This window comes from Herbiconiux sp. SALV-R1, assembly GCF_013113715.1.
GTDB lineage: Bacteria > Actinomycetota > Actinomycetes > Actinomycetales > Microbacteriaceae > Herbiconiux.
Window position 1 is genome coordinate 780,231 of record NZ_CP053344.1, and the last position, 19,377, is coordinate 799,607.

21 protein-coding genes are annotated in these 19,377 nt (G+C 70.6%); 14 read left to right on the forward strand and 7 right to left on the reverse strand.

The annotated features are described in order from the left end of the window. Positions 1 to 88 precede the first annotated feature (88 nt). The 5 genes from HL652_RS03810 to HL652_RS03830 form a co-directional block, all read right to left on the reverse strand. Entirely contained in the window at positions 89 to 1,732 is a 1,644-nt protein-coding gene (locus HL652_RS03810; protein WP_171704063.1) for a xylulokinase, read from the reverse strand. A 163-nt stretch (positions 1,733 to 1,895) separates the two neighbouring features. Further along, positions 1,896 to 3,050 carry a LacI family DNA-binding transcriptional regulator gene (locus tag HL652_RS03815; RefSeq protein WP_171704064.1) on the reverse strand — a complete coding sequence of 385 codons (1,155 nt, stop codon included), beginning with the start codon at positions 3,048 to 3,050 and terminating at the stop codon, positions 1,896 to 1,898. Between the two features lie 54 nt (positions 3,051 to 3,104). Continuing rightward, positions 3,105 to 4,073, reverse strand: coding sequence for an LLM class flavin-dependent oxidoreductase (locus HL652_RS03820; RefSeq protein ID WP_171704065.1), 969 nt, complete (start codon positions 4,071 to 4,073; stop codon positions 3,105 to 3,107). A gap of 19 nt (positions 4,074 to 4,092) precedes the next feature. After that, positions 4,093 to 5,502, reverse strand: a complete 1,410-nt coding sequence (locus tag HL652_RS03825) for an MFS transporter (RefSeq protein ID WP_171704066.1) — start codon at positions 5,500 to 5,502, stop codon at positions 4,093 to 4,095. Continuing rightward, complete coding sequence (locus HL652_RS03830) at positions 5,499 to 5,939, reverse strand: MarR family winged helix-turn-helix transcriptional regulator (RefSeq protein ID WP_171704067.1); 441 nt, start codon at positions 5,937 to 5,939, stop codon at positions 5,499 to 5,501. The genes HL652_RS03825 and HL652_RS03830 overlap by 4 nt, the downstream gene beginning before the upstream one ends. 95 nt (positions 5,940 to 6,034) lie before the next feature. On the opposite strand from HL652_RS03830, the gene ffh reads away from it, so the two are divergent. Both ffh and HL652_RS03840 read left to right on the forward strand, forming a co-directional pair. Further along, the gene (gene ffh, locus HL652_RS03835; RefSeq protein ID WP_171704068.1) at positions 6,035 to 7,612 is read left to right on the forward strand and encodes a signal recognition particle protein; all 1,578 of its coding nucleotides are present in this window, start codon (positions 6,035 to 6,037) and stop codon (positions 7,610 to 7,612) included. An 85-nt stretch (positions 7,613 to 7,697) separates the two neighbouring features. After that, the gene (locus tag HL652_RS03840) at positions 7,698 to 8,504 is read left to right on the forward strand and encodes an LLM class F420-dependent oxidoreductase (RefSeq protein ID WP_171704069.1); all 807 of its coding nucleotides are present in this window, start codon (positions 7,698 to 7,700) and stop codon (positions 8,502 to 8,504) included. Between the two features lie 4 nt (positions 8,505 to 8,508). Here HL652_RS03840 and HL652_RS03845 read toward each other — a convergent pair whose 3' ends face one another. Beyond that, positions 8,509 to 9,702, reverse strand: coding sequence for a glutamate--cysteine ligase (locus tag HL652_RS03845; protein ID WP_171704070.1), 1,194 nt, complete (start codon positions 9,700 to 9,702; stop codon positions 8,509 to 8,511). A 175-nt stretch (positions 9,703 to 9,877) separates the two neighbouring features. Between HL652_RS03845 and rpsP the strand changes: the two genes are divergently transcribed. The 4 genes from rpsP (at position 9,878) to trmD (ending at position 12,053) form a co-directional block, all read left to right on the forward strand. Beyond that, on the forward strand, positions 9,878 to 10,345 hold the full coding sequence (rpsP, locus tag HL652_RS03850; RefSeq protein WP_171704071.1) for a 30S ribosomal protein S16: 468 nt from the start codon (positions 9,878 to 9,880) through the stop codon (positions 10,343 to 10,345). Between the two features lie 2 nt (positions 10,346 to 10,347). After that, the gene (locus HL652_RS03855; RefSeq protein WP_171704072.1) at positions 10,348 to 10,584 is read left to right on the forward strand and encodes an RNA-binding protein; all 237 of its coding nucleotides are present in this window, start codon (positions 10,348 to 10,350) and stop codon (positions 10,582 to 10,584) included. Beyond that, the gene (gene rimM / locus HL652_RS03860; protein WP_171704073.1) at positions 10,535 to 11,203 is read left to right on the forward strand and encodes a ribosome maturation factor RimM; all 669 of its coding nucleotides are present in this window, start codon (positions 10,535 to 10,537) and stop codon (positions 11,201 to 11,203) included. Before HL652_RS03855 ends, rimM begins: the two co-directional genes overlap by 50 nt. A 151-nt stretch (positions 11,204 to 11,354) precedes the next feature. Continuing rightward, on the forward strand, positions 11,355 to 12,053 hold the full coding sequence (trmD, locus tag HL652_RS03865) for a tRNA (guanosine(37)-N1)-methyltransferase TrmD (RefSeq protein ID WP_171704074.1): 699 nt from the start codon (positions 11,355 to 11,357) through the stop codon (positions 12,051 to 12,053). Positions 12,054 to 12,085: 32 nt separating this feature from the next. On the opposite strand, the gene map is transcribed toward trmD, so the two are convergent. After that, positions 12,086 to 12,853 carry a type I methionyl aminopeptidase gene (map, locus tag HL652_RS03870; protein ID WP_171707169.1) on the reverse strand — a complete coding sequence of 256 codons (768 nt, stop codon included), beginning with the start codon at positions 12,851 to 12,853 and terminating at the stop codon, positions 12,086 to 12,088. Positions 12,854 to 12,937: 84 nt separating this feature from the next. On the opposite strand from map, the gene HL652_RS03875 reads away from it, so the two are divergent. The 8 genes from HL652_RS03875 (at position 12,938) to dprA (ending at position 19,345) form a co-directional block, all read left to right on the forward strand. After that, positions 12,938 to 13,435 carry a hypothetical protein gene (locus tag HL652_RS03875; protein WP_171704075.1) on the forward strand — a complete coding sequence of 166 codons (498 nt, stop codon included), beginning with the start codon at positions 12,938 to 12,940 and terminating at the stop codon, positions 13,433 to 13,435. Between the two features lie 199 nt (positions 13,436 to 13,634). Further along, positions 13,635 to 13,982, forward strand: coding sequence for a 50S ribosomal protein L19 (gene rplS / locus HL652_RS03880; RefSeq protein WP_171704076.1), 348 nt, complete (start codon positions 13,635 to 13,637; stop codon positions 13,980 to 13,982). 63 nt (positions 13,983 to 14,045) lie between these two features. Then, positions 14,046 to 14,939 (forward strand): signal peptidase I, encoded by an 894-nt coding sequence (gene lepB, locus HL652_RS03885; RefSeq protein WP_171704077.1) that lies wholly within the window; start codon positions 14,046 to 14,048, stop codon positions 14,937 to 14,939. Next, entirely contained in the window at positions 14,939 to 15,703 is a 765-nt protein-coding gene (locus tag HL652_RS03890; protein WP_171704078.1) for a ribonuclease HII, read from the forward strand. The genes lepB and HL652_RS03890 overlap by 1 nt, the downstream gene beginning before the upstream one ends. Positions 15,704 to 15,715: 12 nt before the next feature. Beyond that, positions 15,716 to 16,039 (forward strand): DUF2469 domain-containing protein, encoded by a 324-nt coding sequence (locus HL652_RS03895; RefSeq protein ID WP_171704079.1) that lies wholly within the window; start codon positions 15,716 to 15,718, stop codon positions 16,037 to 16,039. A 119-nt stretch (positions 16,040 to 16,158) separates the two neighbouring features. After that, positions 16,159 to 16,518, forward strand: a complete 360-nt coding sequence (locus HL652_RS03900; RefSeq protein WP_171704080.1) for a YraN family protein — start codon at positions 16,159 to 16,161, stop codon at positions 16,516 to 16,518. Then, positions 16,515 to 18,080, forward strand: coding sequence for a YifB family Mg chelatase-like AAA ATPase (locus tag HL652_RS03905; RefSeq protein WP_171707170.1), 1,566 nt, complete (start codon positions 16,515 to 16,517; stop codon positions 18,078 to 18,080). The genes HL652_RS03900 and HL652_RS03905 overlap by 4 nt, the downstream gene beginning before the upstream one ends. After that, positions 18,077 to 19,345, forward strand: coding sequence for a DNA-processing protein DprA (dprA, locus tag HL652_RS03910; protein WP_171704081.1), 1,269 nt, complete (start codon positions 18,077 to 18,079; stop codon positions 19,343 to 19,345). The genes HL652_RS03905 and dprA overlap by 4 nt, the downstream gene beginning before the upstream one ends. Positions 19,346 to 19,377: the final 32 nt, after the last annotated feature.

The following is a 19,377-nucleotide window of genomic DNA, read 5'->3' on the forward strand; positions in this document are numbered from 1 at the left end:
TGGTGGCGGAAAGGGGGCGGATGCTGTCGCTGGGTCGGCAGGGCGTGTGCTGTCGTGGGCGGCTGGGTGGGGATGCGGTCGGGGTCGCTCAGGCGAGGTTCTCGACGGCGGCGCGTTCGACGGTGAGCCCTGCGCGGTAGCGCTCGAGGTAGGCGGCGAAGCCCGCGACGTCGCTCTCGAGCGGGTCGGCGGTGGAGAACTCGGCCCCGGCGAACACGATGTCGTCGAGGTAGGCGCCGAGCTGGAGGTCGTCGCCGGCCTGCTCGCGTGCCCGGAGGAAGGAGGCGAGCACCGCGATGCCCCAGGCGCCGCCCTCGGAGGCGGTAGCGGCGACCGCGACGGGGGCGTCGAGTGCTCCGGCGAGGAAGCGCTGCGCGACTCCCGCCGTGCGGAACATGCCCCCGTGGGCGAACATGCGGTCGAGCTCCACGCCCTCGTCGCTCAGCACGCGCATGCCGAGGCTCAGCGTGCCGAAGACGCCGTAGAGCTGTGCGCGCACGAAGTTCGGGAGTGTGAGCCTGCTGTCGGGACTGCGTACGACGAGCGGGCGCCCCTCGTCGAGCCCGGCGATGGGCTCGCCCGCGAGGTGGTTGTAGGCGAGCAGCCCGCCGGCGTCGGCTTCGCCCTCGAGGGCTGCGCCGAACAGGGCGTCGAACACGGCGTCGGAGTCGAGCGGGGTGCCTGCCGCGGCCGAGAAGGCGCCGAACAGGCCGGCCCAGGCGGCGAGCTCGCTCGCGCCGTTGTTGCAGTGCACCATCGCCACCGTGTCGCCCGCGGGCGTGGTGACCAGGTCGAGCTCGTGGTGGAGGCCGCCCAGCGGCCGTTCGAGCACGACCATGGCGAAGATGCTGGTGCCCGCGCTGACGTTGCCGGTGCGGGGAGCCACGGCGTCGGTGGCGACCATGCCGGTGCCGGCGTCGCCCTCGGGCGGGCAGAACGGGATGCCCGGGGCGAGCGCGCCCGTGGGGTCGAGGAGCGCCGCACCCTCCGCGGTGAGTTCTCCGGCGGCTTCGCCCGCCACGAGCACCTCGGGCAGGACGGCGGTGAGGTCGATGCCCGCGGCGCGGGGCGTGGGGAGCCCGGCGTAGCGCTCGAGCAGGATCGCGTCGTAGTCGCGGGTGGAGGAGTCGATGGGGAACATGCCCGAGGCGTCGCCCACGCCGAGCACCCGGCGGCCGGTGAGCTTCCAGTGCACGTACCCGGCGAGGGTCGTGACGAAGTCGACCTGGCCGACGTGCGGCTCGGCGTCGACGACGGCCTGGTGCAGGTGCGCGATCGACCAGCGCAGCGGGATGTTCACGCCGAACAGCTCCGTGAGCTCGGCGGCCGCGACACCCGTGGTGGTGTTGCGCCAGGTGCGGAAGGGGACGAGCAGCTCACCCGCGGCGTCGAACGGCAGGTAGCCGTGCATCATGGCGGAGATGCCGACCGCGCCGAAGCCCTCGGGCCGCACCCCGTGGCGCTCCTCGGCGTCGGCGACGAGGGCGGCGTAGGCGGCCTGCAGCCCGGCCCAGACCTCGTCGAGCGAATACGTCCAGAGGCGGCCGACGAAGCTGTTCTCCCAGTCGTGGGAGCCGACGGCGAGCACGGTGGAGTCGTCGTCGACCAGGCAGGCCTTGATGCGGGTCGACCCGAACTCGATGCCGAGCGAGGTGCGGCGGCCGAGGATGGCGGCGGCACCTGGGCTGGTCGCCTCCGGGCTGGTCGCCTCCGGGAGGTCGGCGGGCGTCATGGGAGCTCCTCACTCGAGCGGGGAGCGCGTTCTCCCGACTCGCATCACGGCATTGTGATCGATCACAATTCGACGTTCAGTGTACGGCACGGTGTCACCGAGGGGAATAACCGGCGCCCGATTGTGGAGAACATCCCGTGAGGATCAGCTGGGGAGAAGTGACTCAGCGCGAGGGCGACGCAGTCGAGTGCCGCACGACGAGACGGGTCTCCGACGACGTGCCCCGCGCATCCGTCGACCCGCCGAGCAGCCGGTCAACGGCGAGCCGGCCGATCTCGGCGAAGTCCTGACGCACCGTGGTGAGCGGCGGCAGGTAGTGGGCGGCCTCGGGCGCGTCGTCGAAGCCCACCACACTGAGGTCGCGCGGCACGCCGAGTCCCGCGTCGTGAGCCGCATGCAGCACGCCGAGCGCCATCTGGTCGTTCGACGAGAACACCGCGGTGACGTCGAACTCCGCGAGCCGGCCGAAGGCCAGGTAGCCCGACGAGGCGCTCCAGTCCCCGGCCGTCACGGCCGCAGCGCTCAGCCCGCGAGCAGCGAGCTCCCACTCGAAGCCGGCGCGTCGTGAGCGTGCGTCGATCCAGTCGCTCGGCCCCGCGATGTGCCCGATACGACGGTGACCCAGCCCGGCGAGATGCGCGACAGCCCGTCGCGCGCCCTCCACCTGATCGACCGCCAGCCCGGCATCCCCGGCCGCCGCAACAGCGGCGCCGGCGGCCGACGCCGCCGCGCCGGCCGCCGCAGCGGCTGCGCCGACTGACGCAGCCGCAGCCGCCGCGCCGGCCGACGTGGCCGCACCGCCCGCACCCGCCGACAGCCCCAGCTCCTGCGTCGTCACGTACGGGATGGTGAACGAGGTGGCGACCAGCGCATCCATCACTCCGACCTGCGGTGCCACGACGATGATGCCTTCCGCGGACAGGTTGCCGAGGTGGTCGAGGGCCTCGGCGACGGAGGCGGGGTCGAGCCCGTCGGCGTTCGCGATGCTGACGCTGTACCCCCGTCGCCGGGCCGCCGCCTCGACCGCGGCGATGGTGGAGGCCGGCCCGTACTCCCCGCTCGACGTCGACAGGATGCCGAGGATGCGCGACCGGCTCGACGACAGCGTCCGCGCCGCGAAGTTCGGCCGGTAGCTGAGCTCCGACATGGCGTCGAGCACCTTCTGCCGGGTCGAGGTGCGCACGTTCGGGTGGTCGTTGAGCACGCGCGACACGGTCTGGTGCGACACCCCGGCGACCCGCGCCACGTCGAACACGCTCGCGGCGCGTCCGCCCGTCGGTCTGGTCGCCTCGGGCACCTCCCGCTGCTCGCCCGTCATGGTTCGATTATGGGGGCAGGCGAGTGGATGCCCGCACAGGCATATGTCACATCGTCACCTCGCGAAACGCGAAGCCACCTCCACGAGAACCTCCTCCGACCCGGCGTAGATGCCCGAATCGCGCGGCCAGTGGGCGATGACGTCGGTGAACCCGAGTTCGGCGGCGTGCCCGACCGCGTCGTCCCACGCGCCGACGCTCGACAGCGAGAAGAAGGCCTCGGAGTCGAGCGAGAGGTACCGGTCGATCGACCCAGGATCGCGCCCCGCTGCGACTGCCGCATCGTCGAGCCGCCCGCAGAGCCCGGCGAGCAGACGCCAGCGCTCGGCCCCGACCACGTCGTCGTGCGCCGTGGTCACCCAGCCCTGCCCGTACCGGGCCGCGAGCGCCAGCCCCTTCGGCCCGTTCGCGGCCACGACGAAGGGGAGTCGCGGCGACTGCGCCGGAACTCCCACCATCCGCGCATCGCGCGCCGCGAACCACTCCCCATCGAACGACAAGCCCGAGCCGACAGAGCCGCCCGAGCCGCCAGAGCCGTCCGACCCGTCCGAGCCGACAGAGCCGTCCGCCCCGTCCGACCCGCCCGAGCCGTCGGTCCCGTCCTCTTCATACCGCAGCAGCGCATCCAGCCGCTCCACGAACTCCGCGAACCGCTCATGCCGCTGCCGCGGCGACAGCGCCGTCTGCCCGAGCACCGTCGCGTCGAACCCCGTGCCGCCCGACCCGACGCCGAGCACGAACCGCCCGCCCGACACGTCGTCGACCGTGCCCAGCTCCTTCGCGAACGGCACCGGGTGCCGGAAGTTCGGCGACGCCACGAACAGGCCGAGACGGATGCGTGTGGTCGCCACCGCCGCCGCGGTCAACGTAGGAACGGATGCGCCCCACGGCTGGTCGGCGAGCGAGCGCCAGGAGAGGTGGTCGTAGGTCCAGGCGTGATCGAAACCGAGCTCTTCGGCGAGCTTCCAGCGCCGCTCCGACTCAGGCCACGAGTACTGGGGAAGGATGACGATTCCGTGCCTCATGAGCACACTGTGCCACGCCTCAGGCCCGGCGGGCGTCGGCCTCCTCGGTCTCGAGATCTTCCCGCAGCTCTTCGGCGCGCGCGGCGTCGGCGCGTTCCCCGGCGGAGGCGAGCTCGTCGGCACCGCCCACCACCCCCGAGAACGACCCCGTCGCCGTCACCTGGTCGCGCATCCGGTCGCCCGGCCCGAACTCGAGCCGCACCCCGCGAACCGAGCGCCGCAGCCGCGCGTCGCGGTACACGACGAGCCACGCGGCCCCGATTGCGAACGCGACCACCCCGGCCAGCGCCGCCACACCCAGCGCCCAACGCGGCCCGAGCGTGTTCGCCACCGCGCCCAGCACGGGCGCGCCGATCGGGGTGCCGCCCATGAAGATCGCCATGTACAGCGCCATCACGCGCCCGCGCATCGCCGGGTCGGTCGTGGTCTGCACCGTGCCGTTCGCCGTGGTCATGAGCACCTGCCCGGCGAAACCGATCGCCACGAGTGTCACCGCGAAGAAGGCGTAGCCGGGTGACAGGGCGGCGGCCAGCGCGGCAACACCGAACCCGAGCGACGCGGTCACCACGAGCCGCCCCCGCGGCTTGTCGCGGCTGGCCGAAAGCAGCGCCCCGGCCACCGAGCCCACCGCCATGATCGAGGTGAGCAGGCCGAAGCCCGCCGAGTCGAGCCCGAACTCGACGGTCGCCATGGTGGAGGTGAAGATCGCGTAGTTGAAGCCGAAGGTGCCGATGACGAACACGATCACGAAGATCACCATCAGGTCGGGCCGACCGCGAACATAGCGGAAGCCCTCGAGCAACTGCCCCTTGCTGCGCGGTGCGCGAGTCACCGGCACGAGCCGCGAGGGACGGATGAACCTCAGCGACACGAGCACCGCCGCGAACGAGATCGCGTTGATGAGGAACACCCAGCCCGCGCCGACGGCCACCACGAGCAGCCCCGCCACGGCGGGCCCGATGGTGCGCGCTGCGTTGAACGACGCCGAGTTGAGGGCCACCGCGTTGCCGAGGTTCGGGCCGGTCACGAGCTCCGACACGAAGGTCTGTCGCACCGGCGCGTCGATCGCCGACGCGATGCCGAGCAGCAGGGCGAAGACGTAGACGATCCAGAGCTGCGCGACCCCCAGGAGCACGATCGCGCCGAGCGCGGCTCCGAGCAGTCCCATCGAGAGCTGCGTGAGCATGAGCGTGCGGCGCCGGTCGAAGCGGTCGGCGATGAGCCCCGAGAGCGGCACGAGAAGCAGCTGCGGCCCGAGCTGCAGCGCCGTCGTGATGCCGAGCGCGACGGCGTCGTGGTCGCTCAGCTCGGTGAGCACGATCCAGTCCTGGGCCGTGCGCTGCATCCAGGTGCCCACGTTCGACACCAGTGCACCGGCGAACCAGATGCGGTAGTCGATCGTCGCCAGGGAGCGGAAGACGGCGCTCACGCCTCCAACAGCTTCCGGATGATCGCGGCGGCTTCCCCGAGCACGTCGCGATCGTCGGCGCTCAGCCCGTCGAGTCTGCCCTCGAGCCAGGCGTCTCGGCGACGGCGCGTCTCGTTCACCACGAGGCGCCCCGCATCCGTCACCGACACCGACACCATGCGGCGATCGTCGGGGCTCGGCGTGCGGTCGATGTAGCCGGCCTCCTGCAGCGAGTTCAGCGTGCGGTTCATCGACGGCGGGCTCACGTGCTCGAAGGCGCTGAGTGCGGCGGGCGACTGTGCCCCGCTGCGGTCGAGGTAGGCCAGCACGCTGGTCTGCCCGTCGCTCAGCTCGTCGTCGGCCTTCTCGAGCCTCAGCCGGCGCGCGAGGCGGAGCGTCGCCTGGCGCAGCTCGGCGGCGAGCGGATGCGGGGGTGCGGCAGGCAGGATCGTGGACATATCGTTATCATACGCTAATTAGCTTTGCTAACGACGTGGTGTTCGCCCAGAGCACGCCGAGGAGCCCGCCCCGCACCGGTTAAACTGAATGCACCATGGCTACTTTTGGAAATCTCTCGGACAGGCTCTCCGAAACCTTCAAGAACCTCCGCACGAAGGGCAAGCTGAGCCCCGCCGACGTCGACTCGACTGTCCGCGAGATCCGCCGCGCCCTGCTCGACGCCGATGTCGCGCTCGAGGTCGTGAAGGAGTTCACCGGCAAGGTGCGCGAGCGCGCCCTGGGCGACGAGGTGAACCGCGCGCTGAACCCCGCGCAGCAGGTCGTGCAGATCGTCAACGAGGAGCTCGTGCAGATTCTCGGCGGCCAGCAGCGCCGGCTCGAGTTCGCCAAGCGCCCGCCGACCATCATCATGCTCGCCGGCCTCCAGGGTGCCGGTAAGACGACGCTCGCGGGCAAGCTCGCGAAGTGGCTCGCCAAAGACAACCACACCCCGCTGCTCGTGGCTGCCGACCTCCAGCGCCCGAACGCGGTGAACCAGCTGCAGGTCGTGGGCGGCCAGGCCGGCGTCGCGGTGTACGCGCCCGAGCCCGGCAACGGGGTGGGCAACCCGGTCAAGGTGGCGAAAGACTCCATCAAGTTCGCGGTCGACAAGCAGTACGACACGGTCATCATCGACACCGCCGGCCGTCTCGGTGTCGACGCCGACATGATGAAGCAGGCCGCAGACATCCGTCGTGCGACGAACCCCGACGAGGTCCTCTTCGTCATCGACGCCATGATCGGTCAAGACGCCGTGGCCACGGCCCGCGCCTTCCAGGAGGGCGTCGACTTCACCGGCGTCGTGCTCACGAAGCTCGACGGCGACGCCCGCGGTGGCGCCGCGCTCTCGGTCGCGTCGGTCACCGGCCGCCCCATCATCTTCGCGTCGACGGGTGAGACCCTCGACGACTTCGAGGCCTTCCACCCCGACCGCATGGCGTCGCGCATCCTCGACCTGGGTGACATCCTCTCGCTCATCGAGCAGGCGCAGTCGGCGTTCGACGAAGAGGAGGCGCGGAAGGTCGCCGAGAAGTTCGCGACCGACAGCTTCACGCTCGACGACTTCCTCAAGCAGATGCAGCAGCTGCGCAACGTCGGCTCCATCAAGAAGATGATGGGCATGCTGCCGGGCGCCGGAGGTCTCAAGCAGCAGCTGGAGAACTTCGACGAACGCGAGATCGTGCGCACCGAGGCGATCATCCAGTCGATGACCCCGGCCGAGCGCACGAACCCCAAGCTCCTGAACGGCTCGCGGCGCCTGCGCATCGCGCGCGGCTCGGGCATGACGGTCACCGACGTGAACTCGCTCGTGCAGCGCTTCGAGCAGGCGGCGAAGATGATGAAGACGGTCGCCAAGGGCGGTGTGCCGAACGTTCCCGGCATGGGCCCCATCCCGGGCGCCGGCTTCGGCGGCGGCCGCGGCAAGCAGCAGGCGAAGAAGAAGAGCGGATCGCGCTCGGGCAACCCGGCCAAGCGTGCGGCGGAGAACGCGGCGCGGGCCGCGGGCGAGAAGCCCGCCGTCACCGCGGGCACCAGCGGGGGAGCGGGTTTCGGGCTCGGCTCGAAGGGGCCGAACGGCTCGGCGAACCCCAGCCCCGAGGAGCTCGAGGCGCTCCAGCGGTTCTTGCGCTGAGGCACGGGGGCGGCGTGCGCTGACCCGGTGCGCGGCGCGGCGGGCGGCTGCCGCGCCGCGGGTCTTGGTGCCTATGCTGGCACTCATGACCACAACCTCCCGCCCTGTGCGCGTCGGCGTGCAGATCGCCCCCCAGCACTCCTCCTACGCCACCATCCGCGACACCCTCGCCGAGCTCGAAGACCTCGACGTCGACGTCGCCTTCAACTGGGACCACTTCTACCCGCTCTCGGGCGAGCCCGACGGCCTGCACTTCGAGGGCTGGACCATGCTCGCCGCCTGGGCCGAGCAGACCTCGCGCATCCAGTTCGGCCCGCTCGTCACCTGCAACAGCTACCGCAACCCCGACCTGCTCGCCGACATGGCCCGCACGGTCGACCACATCAGCGCCAAGGACGGCGGCGAGGGCCGGCTCGTGTTCGGCATCGGCTCGGGCTGGTTCGAGCGCGACTACGACGAGTACGGCTACGAGTTCGGCACCGCCGGCCAGCGGCTCGACGCCCTGTCGGAGGCGATGCCGCGCATCGAGGCGCGCTGGGCGAAGCTGAACCCGGCGCCCACCCGCGACATCCCGGTGCTCATCGGCGGAGGCGGCGAGAAGAAGACGCTCCGCATCGTCGCCCAGCACGCCGACATCTGGCACTCCTTCTCCGACACCGAGACCCTCGAGCGCAAGCTCGGCGTGCTCGGCGAGTGGTGCGAGAAGGTCGAGCGCGACATCTCCGACATCGAGATCTCGGTGGGCACCCGCTCGGCCGACAACTCCACGCTGCGCGACCGCGACCGTCAGCTCGAGCTCGGCGTCACCCTCTTCACCCTCGGCGTCTCCGGCCCCGACATCGACATGGACGAGGTGCGCGACCTCGTGAAGTGGCGCGACTCGGTGCGGTAACCCCTCAGATCACGAAGTCTTCTTGCGGCTCCTCCGGCTGCGGCTCCTCCGGCTTCTGGGGGAGCCGCTTGAGGCCGTGGCGGAGTTCCTTGGTGAGGGAGGAGACGACGGCGCGGAGGCTGCCGCCGTTCTCCTCGGCGACGCGGAGCTGACGCTGGTAGCTGGCTCCGTGGTCGAGGATGAGGTTCACCTGATCGAGTTCGGCCACGCAGCCCAGCCGCTCGGCGACCGGGGCGAGGCGTTCGAGTTCGCGGCGGATCGCATCCGACACCGGCTCCTCGTCGCCGGCGGCGTTCAAGATGATCTCCGCCTCCATGCCGTAGCGGGCCGCGCGCCATTTGTTCTCGCGCACGAACCACGGCTGCATGGTGGGCAGCACCTCGCCGGCGTCGAGCTTCTCCGACATGTCGTCGACGAGGCACTGGATGAACGCGGCGACCGCCCCGATCTCCTCCGGGCTCGACAGTCCGTCGCACGCCCGCATCTCGACGGTTCCCCACTGCGGGCTCGGCCGCACGTCCCACCGCACCTCGGTGTGATCGCTGATCACGCCCGTCTTGATGAGGTCGGCGACGTACTCCTCGTAGTTCGCCCAACTGCCGAACTGGTAGGGGAGCCCCGCCGTCGGCAGCTGCTGGAACATCAGCGCCCGGTTGCTCGCGTACCCCGTGTTCACCCCGCCCCAGAACGGGCTCGAGGCGCTGAGCGCCTGCAGGTGCGGGTAGTAGTCGAGCAGCGAGTTCGCCACCGGCAGCGCCTTCTCGCGGTCGTCGATGCCGACGTGCACGTGGATGCCCCAGATCATCATGTTCCGGCCCCACCACTGGGTGCGGTCGATGAGCTTGTGGTAGCGCTCCTTGTCGGTGACCGTCTGCTCGAACCACTGGCCGAACGGGTGCGAGCCCGCGCACATGAGCTCGACGTCGAGCGGGTCGGCGATGGCGCGCACCTCCGCCAGCTGCCCCTGGAGGTCGTCGACCGCATCCGACACCTTGTGGTGAACGCCGCTGACCAGCTCGACGGTGTTGAGCAGCAGCTCCTCGGTGATGTGCGGGTGCGGTGCGTCGCCCTCGCCCCGGAGTGCGGTGAGCACGACGTCGGCCGCCGAGACCAGATCACCCGAGGACCGCTCCACCATGGCGACCTCCCACTCGATCCCGAGGGTCGAGCGCTCCGACTCGGCGAACTTGATCTCCATCTGCACCCCTCGCGAATTACCGCTTGTGCGGCGTTATCTGTCAGAATAGCCAGTCGAGTCCGTCTGCGCCCGACCCTCTAATCAGGCCGTGACGGAATCCCTCAGAGCTTGTGCCGAGTGTGCCCCCACGCTCACGGCCCTCAGTTCGCCCACCTTTACATCACACAGGAGAATTGTGGCTGTCAAAATCCGCCTGAAGCGCCTCGGCAAGATCCGTGCGCCCTACTACCGCATCGTCGTGGCCGACTCGCGCACCAAGCGCGACGGTCGTGTCATCGAGGAGATCGGTCTGTACCACCCGACCGAGGAGCCCTCGCTCATCCAGGTCGACTCCGACCGCGCCCAGTACTGGCTCTCGGTCGGCGCCCAGCCCACCGAGCAGGTCGCCGCGCTGCTGAAGCTCACCGGCGACTGGGGCAAGTTCAAGGGCGACAAGGACGCCGTGTCGACCGTGCGCGTCAAGGGCGAGAAGGAAGCCTTCGTCGCCGACGAGAAGAAGAAGCCGGTGCTGAAGCCCAAGGCCGAGAAGCCCGCCGCCGTCGAGGCCGAGGCCGCCGCCGACGCCGAGGCCGCCGCAGCGACCGACTCCGAGGCGAACGAGGCAGCCGTCGAGGCCGCCGAAGACGCCGCAGACAAGGCGTAGCCTTGCTCGCACCCGCACTCGAGCACCTCGTCAAGGGGATCGTCGACAACCCCGCCGAGGTGCGGGTCATCACGAAGAGCTCACCACGCGGCGAGGTTCTCGAGGTGCGCGTGCACCCCGACGACCTCGGCCGCGTGATCGGTCGTTCCGGGCGCACCGCCAAGGCGCTGCGCACCCTCGTGACCGCACTTGCCGACGGACGTCGGGTGCGGGTGGACGTGGTGGACACCGATTACTGAGAACGAGAAGACCCAGCTCCGAGTCGGTCGCCTCACCAAGGCCCATGGCCTGAAAGGCGCGATCAAGCTCGAACTGTTCACCGACGACCCGGAACGACGCTTCGTTCCGGGCGCGGTGTTCACCCTCCAGGTGCCGACCTCGTCGCCCTGGCACGGCAAGACCCTCGAACTGGCTGAGCTGCGCTGGTACAACGGGCATCCGGTGGGCTTCTTCAAGGGCGTGCCCGACCGCACGGCGGCGGAGGCGCTGGTGAAGGCGATCCTCTGGATCGACCTCGACGCCGACGCCACCAGCGACGAGGAAGACGCCTGGTACGACCACCAGCTCGTCGGCCTGCGCGTGCTGCGCGACGGCGAGCAGGTGGGCACCGTGAAGCTCGTGGAGCACCTGCCCGCGCAAGACCTGCTCGTGGTGAAGACTCCCGACGCCCGGGAGGTGATGGTGCCGTTCGTCAAGGCGATCGTGCCCGCCGTCGACCTCGCCGCCGGCACCGTGACGGTGACGCCGCCCGCCGGGCTCTTCGAGGAGCTGCCCGACGAGGAGGAGCCCGGCGCCGACGCGTCAGCGGCCGAGCCGGCCGCTGACGCGGCGGTCGCCCCGCCGGACGGCGTTCAATAACGCAAGAATTTCGAAGACCGAGGCCGTATGCGCCTCGGTCTTCGTGATATTTGCAGTTTCGAACCGCCATCAGCCCGGTGCAGGTCTGGGCTCCCGCGTGCGGCTACCGCGTGCGGCGGCCGCGGCTGAGCCGCGAAGCTACGCTGGGGGGATGCGCATCGACGTCGTCACGATCTTCCCCGAGTTCTTCGACGTGCTCGACATCTCGCTGCTCGGGAAGGCGCGCCAGTCGGGCCTGCTCGAGGTGACGGCGCACTCGCTGCGCGACTTCACGCACGACCGTCACCGCACCGTCGACGACACGCCCTACGGGGGCGGCGCGGGCATGGTGATGAAGCCCGAGCCCTGGGGCGAGGCGCTCGACTCGGTGCTGGGCGATGCGCCGAGCGCCGAGGCCCCCGTCGTCATCTTCCCCTCGCCCGCCGGCACCGTGTTCACCCAGAAGATGGCGCGCGAGCTCGCCACCCGTGATCACCTGGTGTTCGGATGCGGCCGCTACGAGGGCATCGATCAGCGCGTCTTCGAGAACACGGCCGAGCGCGCCGAGGTGCGCCTGGTGAGCATCGGCGACTACGTGCTGAACGGCGGCGAGGTCGCCGCGATGGCGATGATCGAGGCGATCGGGCGGCTCATCCCAGGCGTGGTCGGCAACCCCGACAGCCTGGTCGAGGAGTCGCACGAAGACGGGCTGCTGGAGTACCCGAGCTACACCAAGCCGGCCAGGTGGCGCGGGCTCGAGGTGCCGCCGGTGCTGCTGAGCGGCAACCACAAGGCGATCGCCGAGTGGCGCCGCGAGCAGCAACTCGAGCGCACGCGCCGGGTGCGGCCCGACCTGCTGCCGCCGGAATAGCGGGGCAAGGCGCTCGAGGTGCCCGAGCCCCCCTACCTGGCCGTGAGGATGAGCGGCCCGTCCTCCGTGATGGCCACCGTGTGCTCCATGTGCGCCCCCACCGACCCGTCGGCCGACCGCAGCGTCCACCCGTCCTTGTCGGTGTAGATCTTGTCGGTGGTCTCGAGGAACCACGGCTCGATCGCGATCACGAGCCCCGCCCGCAACGGCAGCCCGCGCCCTGCGCGTCCCTGGTTCGGAACGTGCGGGTCGCCGTGCATCGTGCGCCCCACCCCGTGCCCGCCGAAGTCGGTGTTCACCCCGTAGCCCGCCTCGGTCGCGACGGCCCCGATCGCCGCCGAGATGTCGCCGAGGCGCCCGCCCGGCTGTGCGGCCGCGATGCCCGCCTCGAGCGCCGCGGTCGTCACCTCGATGAGCCGCGTGTCCTCCGCCGAGCGCGGCGTGCCCACGATCACCGTGAGCGCCGAGTCGGCGACCCAGCCGTTCACCGACGCGGCGAAGTCGAGGCTCACCACGTCTCCGTCGCGGAGCGCGTAGTCGAACGGCAGCCCGTGCAGCACGGCGTCGTTCACGCTCGTGCACAGCACCTTGCCGAAGGGGGAGGCGCCGAACGAGGGGTGGTAGTCGATGTAGCACGACTCGGCGCCGCGGGCCTTGATCATGTCGTGGGCGATGCGGTCGAGCTTCAGCAGGTTCACCCCCACCGCCGCTTGGCGGGCGAGCTCCGTGAGCACCTCGGCGACGAACGCGCCGGCGGGGCGCATCTCCTCGATCTCCGCAGGGGTCTTGAGCTCGATCATGGGGGTACCTTCCTTCGCGTCCATGAAGACCCTACCCATCCGGGACTCAGCGAACATCCGGAGAGGCTGCATACGCTTGACCCCGTGATCATCCGTCGGGCCTTCTTCTATTGGCAGTTCCCCGCTGCGGTGATCCTCCCCGCGTGGATCCTGGTCGGCTGGGGCGTCTTCGCCGCCACCGGCTGGCAGATCATCGGCCTCATCGTCGGCGTCATGATGCTCACCGTCGCCATGCTGGCCACCGCGGCACTCATCTTCGCGCGCAAAGACGTGCGGGCCGAGCGCGCCGTCTCGTGGCTCGACGTCGGTCTGCTCACCGTGCTGCACGGCCTCGTCATCGCCGTCGGTTTCTTCACCGAGGCGACGGGCCTCCTCGGCACCCTCGCCATCGTGGCGGTGATCGCCCTGTTCTGGTCGGGCATCATCCAGCTCGTCATGGAGACCCGGCGACGCGTGCGCGAGGCGCTCTCGAACTACGAAGCGCAGGCGGCGCGCATCACGAACACTCCCCGCCGCCCGCGGCACGACGGCGACTACATCGTCATCGAGACCAGCGACGGGCCGGCCTCTCCGCGCATCTGAGCCCCGCGCATCCGCTCGTCTGAGACCAGGGCGACGGATGCTCGTCCCGGCTTTTGCGCCGCCCGCGATGCGTATGGCACAATTGACGATTGTGCCGCGGCCAGGCTCTGCCACAGGGGAGCCAGCATTTCTCGGGCACGACCTCGACCGACAATAAGCCGTAGTCGACCTGTGGCGGGTACAGATTGCGAACAACACCATGCACATCCTCGACTCCGTCGATGCAGCATCGCTCAAGAGCGACATCCCGAACTTCCGTGCCGGCGACACCGTCAAGGTGCACGTGAACATCATCGAAGGCACGCGCTCGCGTATCCAGGTCTTCCAGGGCGTCGTCATCGGCCGCTCGGGCGAAGGCGTGCGCGAGACCTTCACCGTGCGCAAGGTCAGCTTCCAGGTCGGCGTCGAGCGCACCTTCCCGGTGCACTCGCCGGTCATCGACCACATCGAGCTCGTCACCCGTGGTGACGTGCGTCGTGCGAAGCTCTACTACCTGCGCAACCTCCGTGGCAAGAAGGCCAAGATCAAGGAGAAGCGCGACGCGTAGTCGCTCCACCCAGCTATCCTGAGCTCCCGACCGTTACAGTTGGTCGGGAGCTCAGGCGGTTAAATGACAGATACATCAGTGCCCTCGTACGACACGAGCGACGACACCGCCCCCGAGCGGAGGCCCAGACGGTCGAAGCGTTCCAAGAGCGCGTGGCTGTTCGCCCGCGACCTGCTCGTCATCTTCGTGATCGCGCTGCTCGCCTCGGTGCTCATCAAGACGTTCCTGGTGCGCTCGTTCTACATCCCCTCCGGGTCGATGGAGAACACGCTGCAGGTCAACGACCGCATCCTGGTCAACCAGCTCGAGCCTGCGCTCATCCCGATCAGTCGCGGCGACGTCGTGGTGTTCAAAGACCCGGGCGGGTGGCTCAACCCCACCGCCGAGCCCGAGAAGAACCCCATCGCCGCCGCTGTCGACTGGGTGCTCGAGGGCGTCGGCCTCGCCGCCGACGACGCGAACGACCACCTCATCAAGCGCGTCATCGGCCTGCCGGGCGACACCGTCGCCTGCTGCAACGCGCTCGGGCAGATGACGGTGAACGACGTGCCGCTCGACGAGTCGGCCTACCTCAAGCTCCCCGATGGGGTCTCCGCGGTGTCGCAGGAGCCGTTCGAGGTCACCGTGCCCGCCGATTCCCTCTGGGTGATGGGCGACAACCGCTACAACTCCGCCGACTCGCGCTTCAACCAAGACCAGCCGGGCAAGGGCTTCGTGCCGATCGGCAATGTCGTGGGCCGCGCCATCCTCGTCACCTGGCCGATGGACCACTGGACCTGGCTCGACAACTACGGCGCCGTGTTCGACGGCATCCCGACGGTCGCGCCCGCGGGTGTTCCGGCCGGTGGCTCCGACGACTCGCCCGCCACGCCCGAGTCGGCTCCTGCCGCGGCGGCGTCGGTTCCGGATGCTGCGGCGGGCGTAATCGCAGCGCCCGCGCTTCCCGGAGCCCACTGATGTCGCCGGTCGCCGACCCGACCCTGCGCTTCGAGCGCTCGCTGCTCCCCGAGCGCACGGGCTTCGTGATCGGCTGCGACGAGGTGGGGCGCGGGGCGCTCGCCGGACCGGTCGCGGTCGGGCTCGCGGTGGTGCGCGTGACGAACGGCACCCGCGTTCCCAAGGGGCTCCGCGACTCGAAGATGCTGTCGGAGGCGCGACGCGAGGAGCTGTCGCCGGTCGCGCGGCGCTGGAGCGTGGCGCACGCGGTGGGCTACGCCTCGGCCGAGGAGATCGATCGACTGGGCATCAGCGTCTGCCTCGGACTCGCCGGGGCCAGGGGACTCGCCGAGATCGCCGCGGCCGGCATCGACGTCAGTGCCACGACGATCGTGCTCGACGGCCAGTGGGACTGGCTGTCGGCGGCGGTGCCGCACCCGGTCACTGTGCGCACGAAGATCAAGGCCGACCGTGACTGTGCGTCGGTGGCAGCCGCATCCGTCATCTCCAAGGTGGCCCGCGACAGGCTGATGATCGAGCACCACGAGGTGCACGACGGGTACGGCTGGGTGCGCAACAAGGGGTATGCGAGCGAGGAACACCGCGATGCGATTCTCTCGCTGGGGGCCACGGAGCTGCACCGGCACACCTGGTTGTCGAAGATGCTCGCCGCCGCCGAGGCGGACGCGAGTGCTGTCGAGCTGTTCGACCTGGAAGGGCTTGCGGGCGCTTCGGGTGCGGACGTCGTCGACCCGGCGGCGGAGACCGCGGAGTCTGCGGCTTAGACTGGAGTCACGATGGACGAAGACGAATTCGAGGACTACGACCGCGAGGTCGAGCTTGCCCTGTACCGCGAGTACCGCGACGTTGTCTCCCAGTTCAAGTACGTGATCGAGACCGAGCGCCGTTTCTATCTCGCGAACGAGGTCGAGCTCAGCCGTCGTGACACCGAGCACGACTTCTACTTCGAGCTCACCATGAACGACGTCTGGGTGTGGGACGTGTACCGCTCCGACCGCTTCGTGAAGTCGGTGCGCGTGCTCACCTTCAAAGACGTGAACGTCGAGGAGCTCTCGAGCAAAGACTTCGAGCTGCCCAAGGAGCTCGCGCTCGACGAGTAGTGGGTTCCCGCGGTCCTCCCGTGTTCTCCACAGCCGGCTAGTTCTGGCGTTCCTCCACAGATTCGCCGCCCGCGCCTCGCGCTCCGCCCCGCCTCTCCAGGCTGGACGCGGAGGCAACGATGAAGGCGAAAGACGAACTGGGCCGACGGGGCGAGACCCTGGCGGCGGCACACCTCGAGCGGAACGGCTACCGGGTGGTGGAGCGCAACTGGCGCTGCCACGTCGGTGAGATCGACATCGTCGCCTACGACTGCGACTGTCTGGTCGTGGTCGAGGTGAAGACGAGGTCGTCGCCGGCCTTCGGGCATCCGCTCGAGGCCATCACCGAGGCGAAGCTGCGGCGACTGCATCTGCTGCTGCGGCAGTGGGTGACGGAGCGCGAGGTGCACCGGCCCGCAGCCAGTCGGGTCGACGTGGTGGGCATCGTCTGGCCCGAGCTCGGCGAACCCGCGGTGCGGCACCTGAAGGCGGTCGGCTGATGGTGGCGCGCACGGTGTCGGTGGCGCTGCTCGGTATCACGGGCGCGGTGGTGGAGGTCGAGGCTCACATCGCGGACGCGATACCCGGCTTCCAGATCATCGGTCTGCCCGACGCTGCCCTCTCCGACTCGAAAGACCGGGTGCGGGCGGCGGCCGCCAACGACGGGTGCCCGCTGCCGACGAAGAAGATCGTGGTGAACCTGTCGCCGGCGTCGCTGCCGAAGCACGGCTCCGCCTACGACCTCGCCATCGCCGTGGCGGTGCTCGCGGCCGAGGGAGCGGTCGACGCCTCGGCGATCGAGGGCGTGGTGCACTTGGGTGAGCTCAGCCTCGACGGGAGGGTGCGGCCCATGAGCGGGCTGCTGCCCGCCATGGTGGCCGCCCGCGCGGCCGGCTACTCACGCTTCGTGGTGCCGCGGGGCAACGAGGCCGAGGCGGCACTGGTGCCCGACGTGCGGGTCACCGCCGTCACCTCGTTGCGCGAGGCACTCATCGCGCACGGCGCCGAGCTCGAGTCTCTCCCGGTCGAGCCGCTGGTGCTGGCGTCGCGAGCCGCCGAGGAGTCGCGCGCGGGCGATCTGGGCGACGTCGTGGGCAACACCGATGCGGTCGAGGCGCTCGTCGTGGCGGCGGCCGGCGGGCACCACCTGCTCATGCTCGGCCCGCCCGGGGCGGGCAAGACGATGCTGGCGCAGCGGCTGCCCGCGCTGCTGCCCGATCTCGATGCGGAGCAGTCGCTCGTGGCCACGTCGGTCTCGTCGCTCGCGGGGCGGCCGGTGCGCGGACTGCTCACGCGGCCGCCGTTCGAGAGCCCGCACCACACCACGTCGGCGGCGGCGCTCGTGGGTGGTGGGTCGAAGATCATCCGCCCGGGTGCCGCGGCGCGCGCCGCGAACGGCGTGCTGTTCCTCGACGAGGCGCCGGAGTTCCCGGCGTCCGTACTCGATGCGCTCCGGCAGCCGCTCGAATCGGGGACGATCAGCATCCATCGCGCTCAGGCGGTCGCCGAGTTCCCGGCGCGGTTCCAGCTCGTGCTGGCGGCGAACCCCTGCCCCTGCGGGCAGTTCGGTGCTTCCGACATCGCGTGCACCTGCACCCCGATCGCCCGGCGGCGCTACCTCGCGCGACTGTCGGGTCCGCTGCTCGACCGCGTCGACCTGCAGCTGCGGGTGAACCGAGTGACGTCGGCGGCCATGCGACTCGCCGCCGACGACGGGCCGGGCGGGTTGCCGCACACCACGACGGCGGTGGCGCGAGAGCGCGTGCTGCGGGCGCGGGCCGTGAGCGCGGAGCGCCTCCGCGGCACGGGGTGGAAGACGAACGCCGAGGTGCCGGGAGCCTGGTATCGATCGGGCGCGCAACGACTCCCGTCCACCGTCACGGCACCGATCGACCGGGCGCTCGAACGCGGAACGCTCACCATGCGCGGCTACGACCGGGTGCTGCGCGTCGCGTGGACCCTCGCCGACCTCGACGACGCCGTCGGGGGAGCATCCGGCGGGTCGCCCAACGGCGACCACATCGGATGGGCGCTGTTCCTCCGCAAGTCGGTGGCCGTATGAGCGCCGATGCCGCACCGCGGCTGCACCAGCTCGACGCGACGCTCGTGCGGAGGCTGGTCGAGGGTGTGCGAGGCGGGGCCGTCGACGAGGACGAAGCCGGACTCTGCTTCGGGACGGCCGCGTGGGGAACGCTGACCGAGCCCGGCGACGCGGTCGCGGGGGCGGTGACGCAGGCGGTCGGAGCTGCCCGGGCGCTGGCTCTGCTCATCGACCGCCAGCCGGCCGAGCGGTGGCACGCTGAGCTCCCCGCCGGCATGGGCGACGAGCTGGCGGTCGGCGACCTCGCGTCGGGGATCGAGCGCTGGGCGCCGCGGCTCTCGTCGTCGACCGTGGTGTCGGCCTTCCAGTCGTCGGCCCGATTCGGGGCGCGGCTGGTGCTGCCGGATGATCCGTGGTGGCCGTCGGGGCTCCTCGATCTAGGGGTGCACGCGCCCCTGGCGTTGTGGGTGCGTGGGCACCCCGAGCACCTCGTCACCGCGGGCGGGTCCATCGCGGTGGTCGGGTCGCGCGACGCGACGTCGTACGGCGAGCACATGGCTGCCGAGATCACGAGCGGTCTCGTCGACCGCGGCATCGTCGTCGCCTCGGGTGCGGCCTACGGCATCGACGGCATGGCGCACCGTGCGGTGCTCGCGGCGGGCGGGCCGACCGTCGCGTTCCTCGCCGGTGGCGTCGACCGGCTCTACCCTGCGGCCCACCACGACCTGCTCCTGCGCGTGGTCGAGACGGGTGCCCTGGTATCGGAGCTGCCGTGCGGGTCGTCGCCCACCAAATGGCGCTTCCTGCAGCGCAACCGGCTCATCGCTGCCTCGACCCTCGCGACGGTCGTCGTCGAGGCGGGCTTCCGGTCGGGCTCTCTCAACACGGCCGGGCATGCGGCGGCCCTGGGCAGGCCCATCGGAGCGGTGCCGGGGCCTGCCACCAGTGCGACGTCGGCGGGCTGTCACAGGCTGCTGCGCGAGTACGACGCCACCTGCGTCACCTCGGCCGAGGAGGTGGCGGAGCTGGCAGGGCTCGCCCCGGGCAAGTCGGCCTCCCGTGACGGGGCCGCCCGCAGAGACGCGCTGCAGACCGCCTCCGGCGCCGGCGCCCATGGGCCCGATGGCACCCGCCTCCTCGACGCCCTCAGCCGGCGAACCGCCCGCGGCGTCACCGAACTCGCCCGCCTCACCGGTCTCGCACCGCGCTCGATCACCGCGGCTCTCGGCGTGCTGCTCCTCGAGGGCTCCGCCCGAGAGACCACCTCGGGCTGGCTGCGGGCGTGAAGTCGCGCCGGTTCAGAACGGCGGGGGTGGTG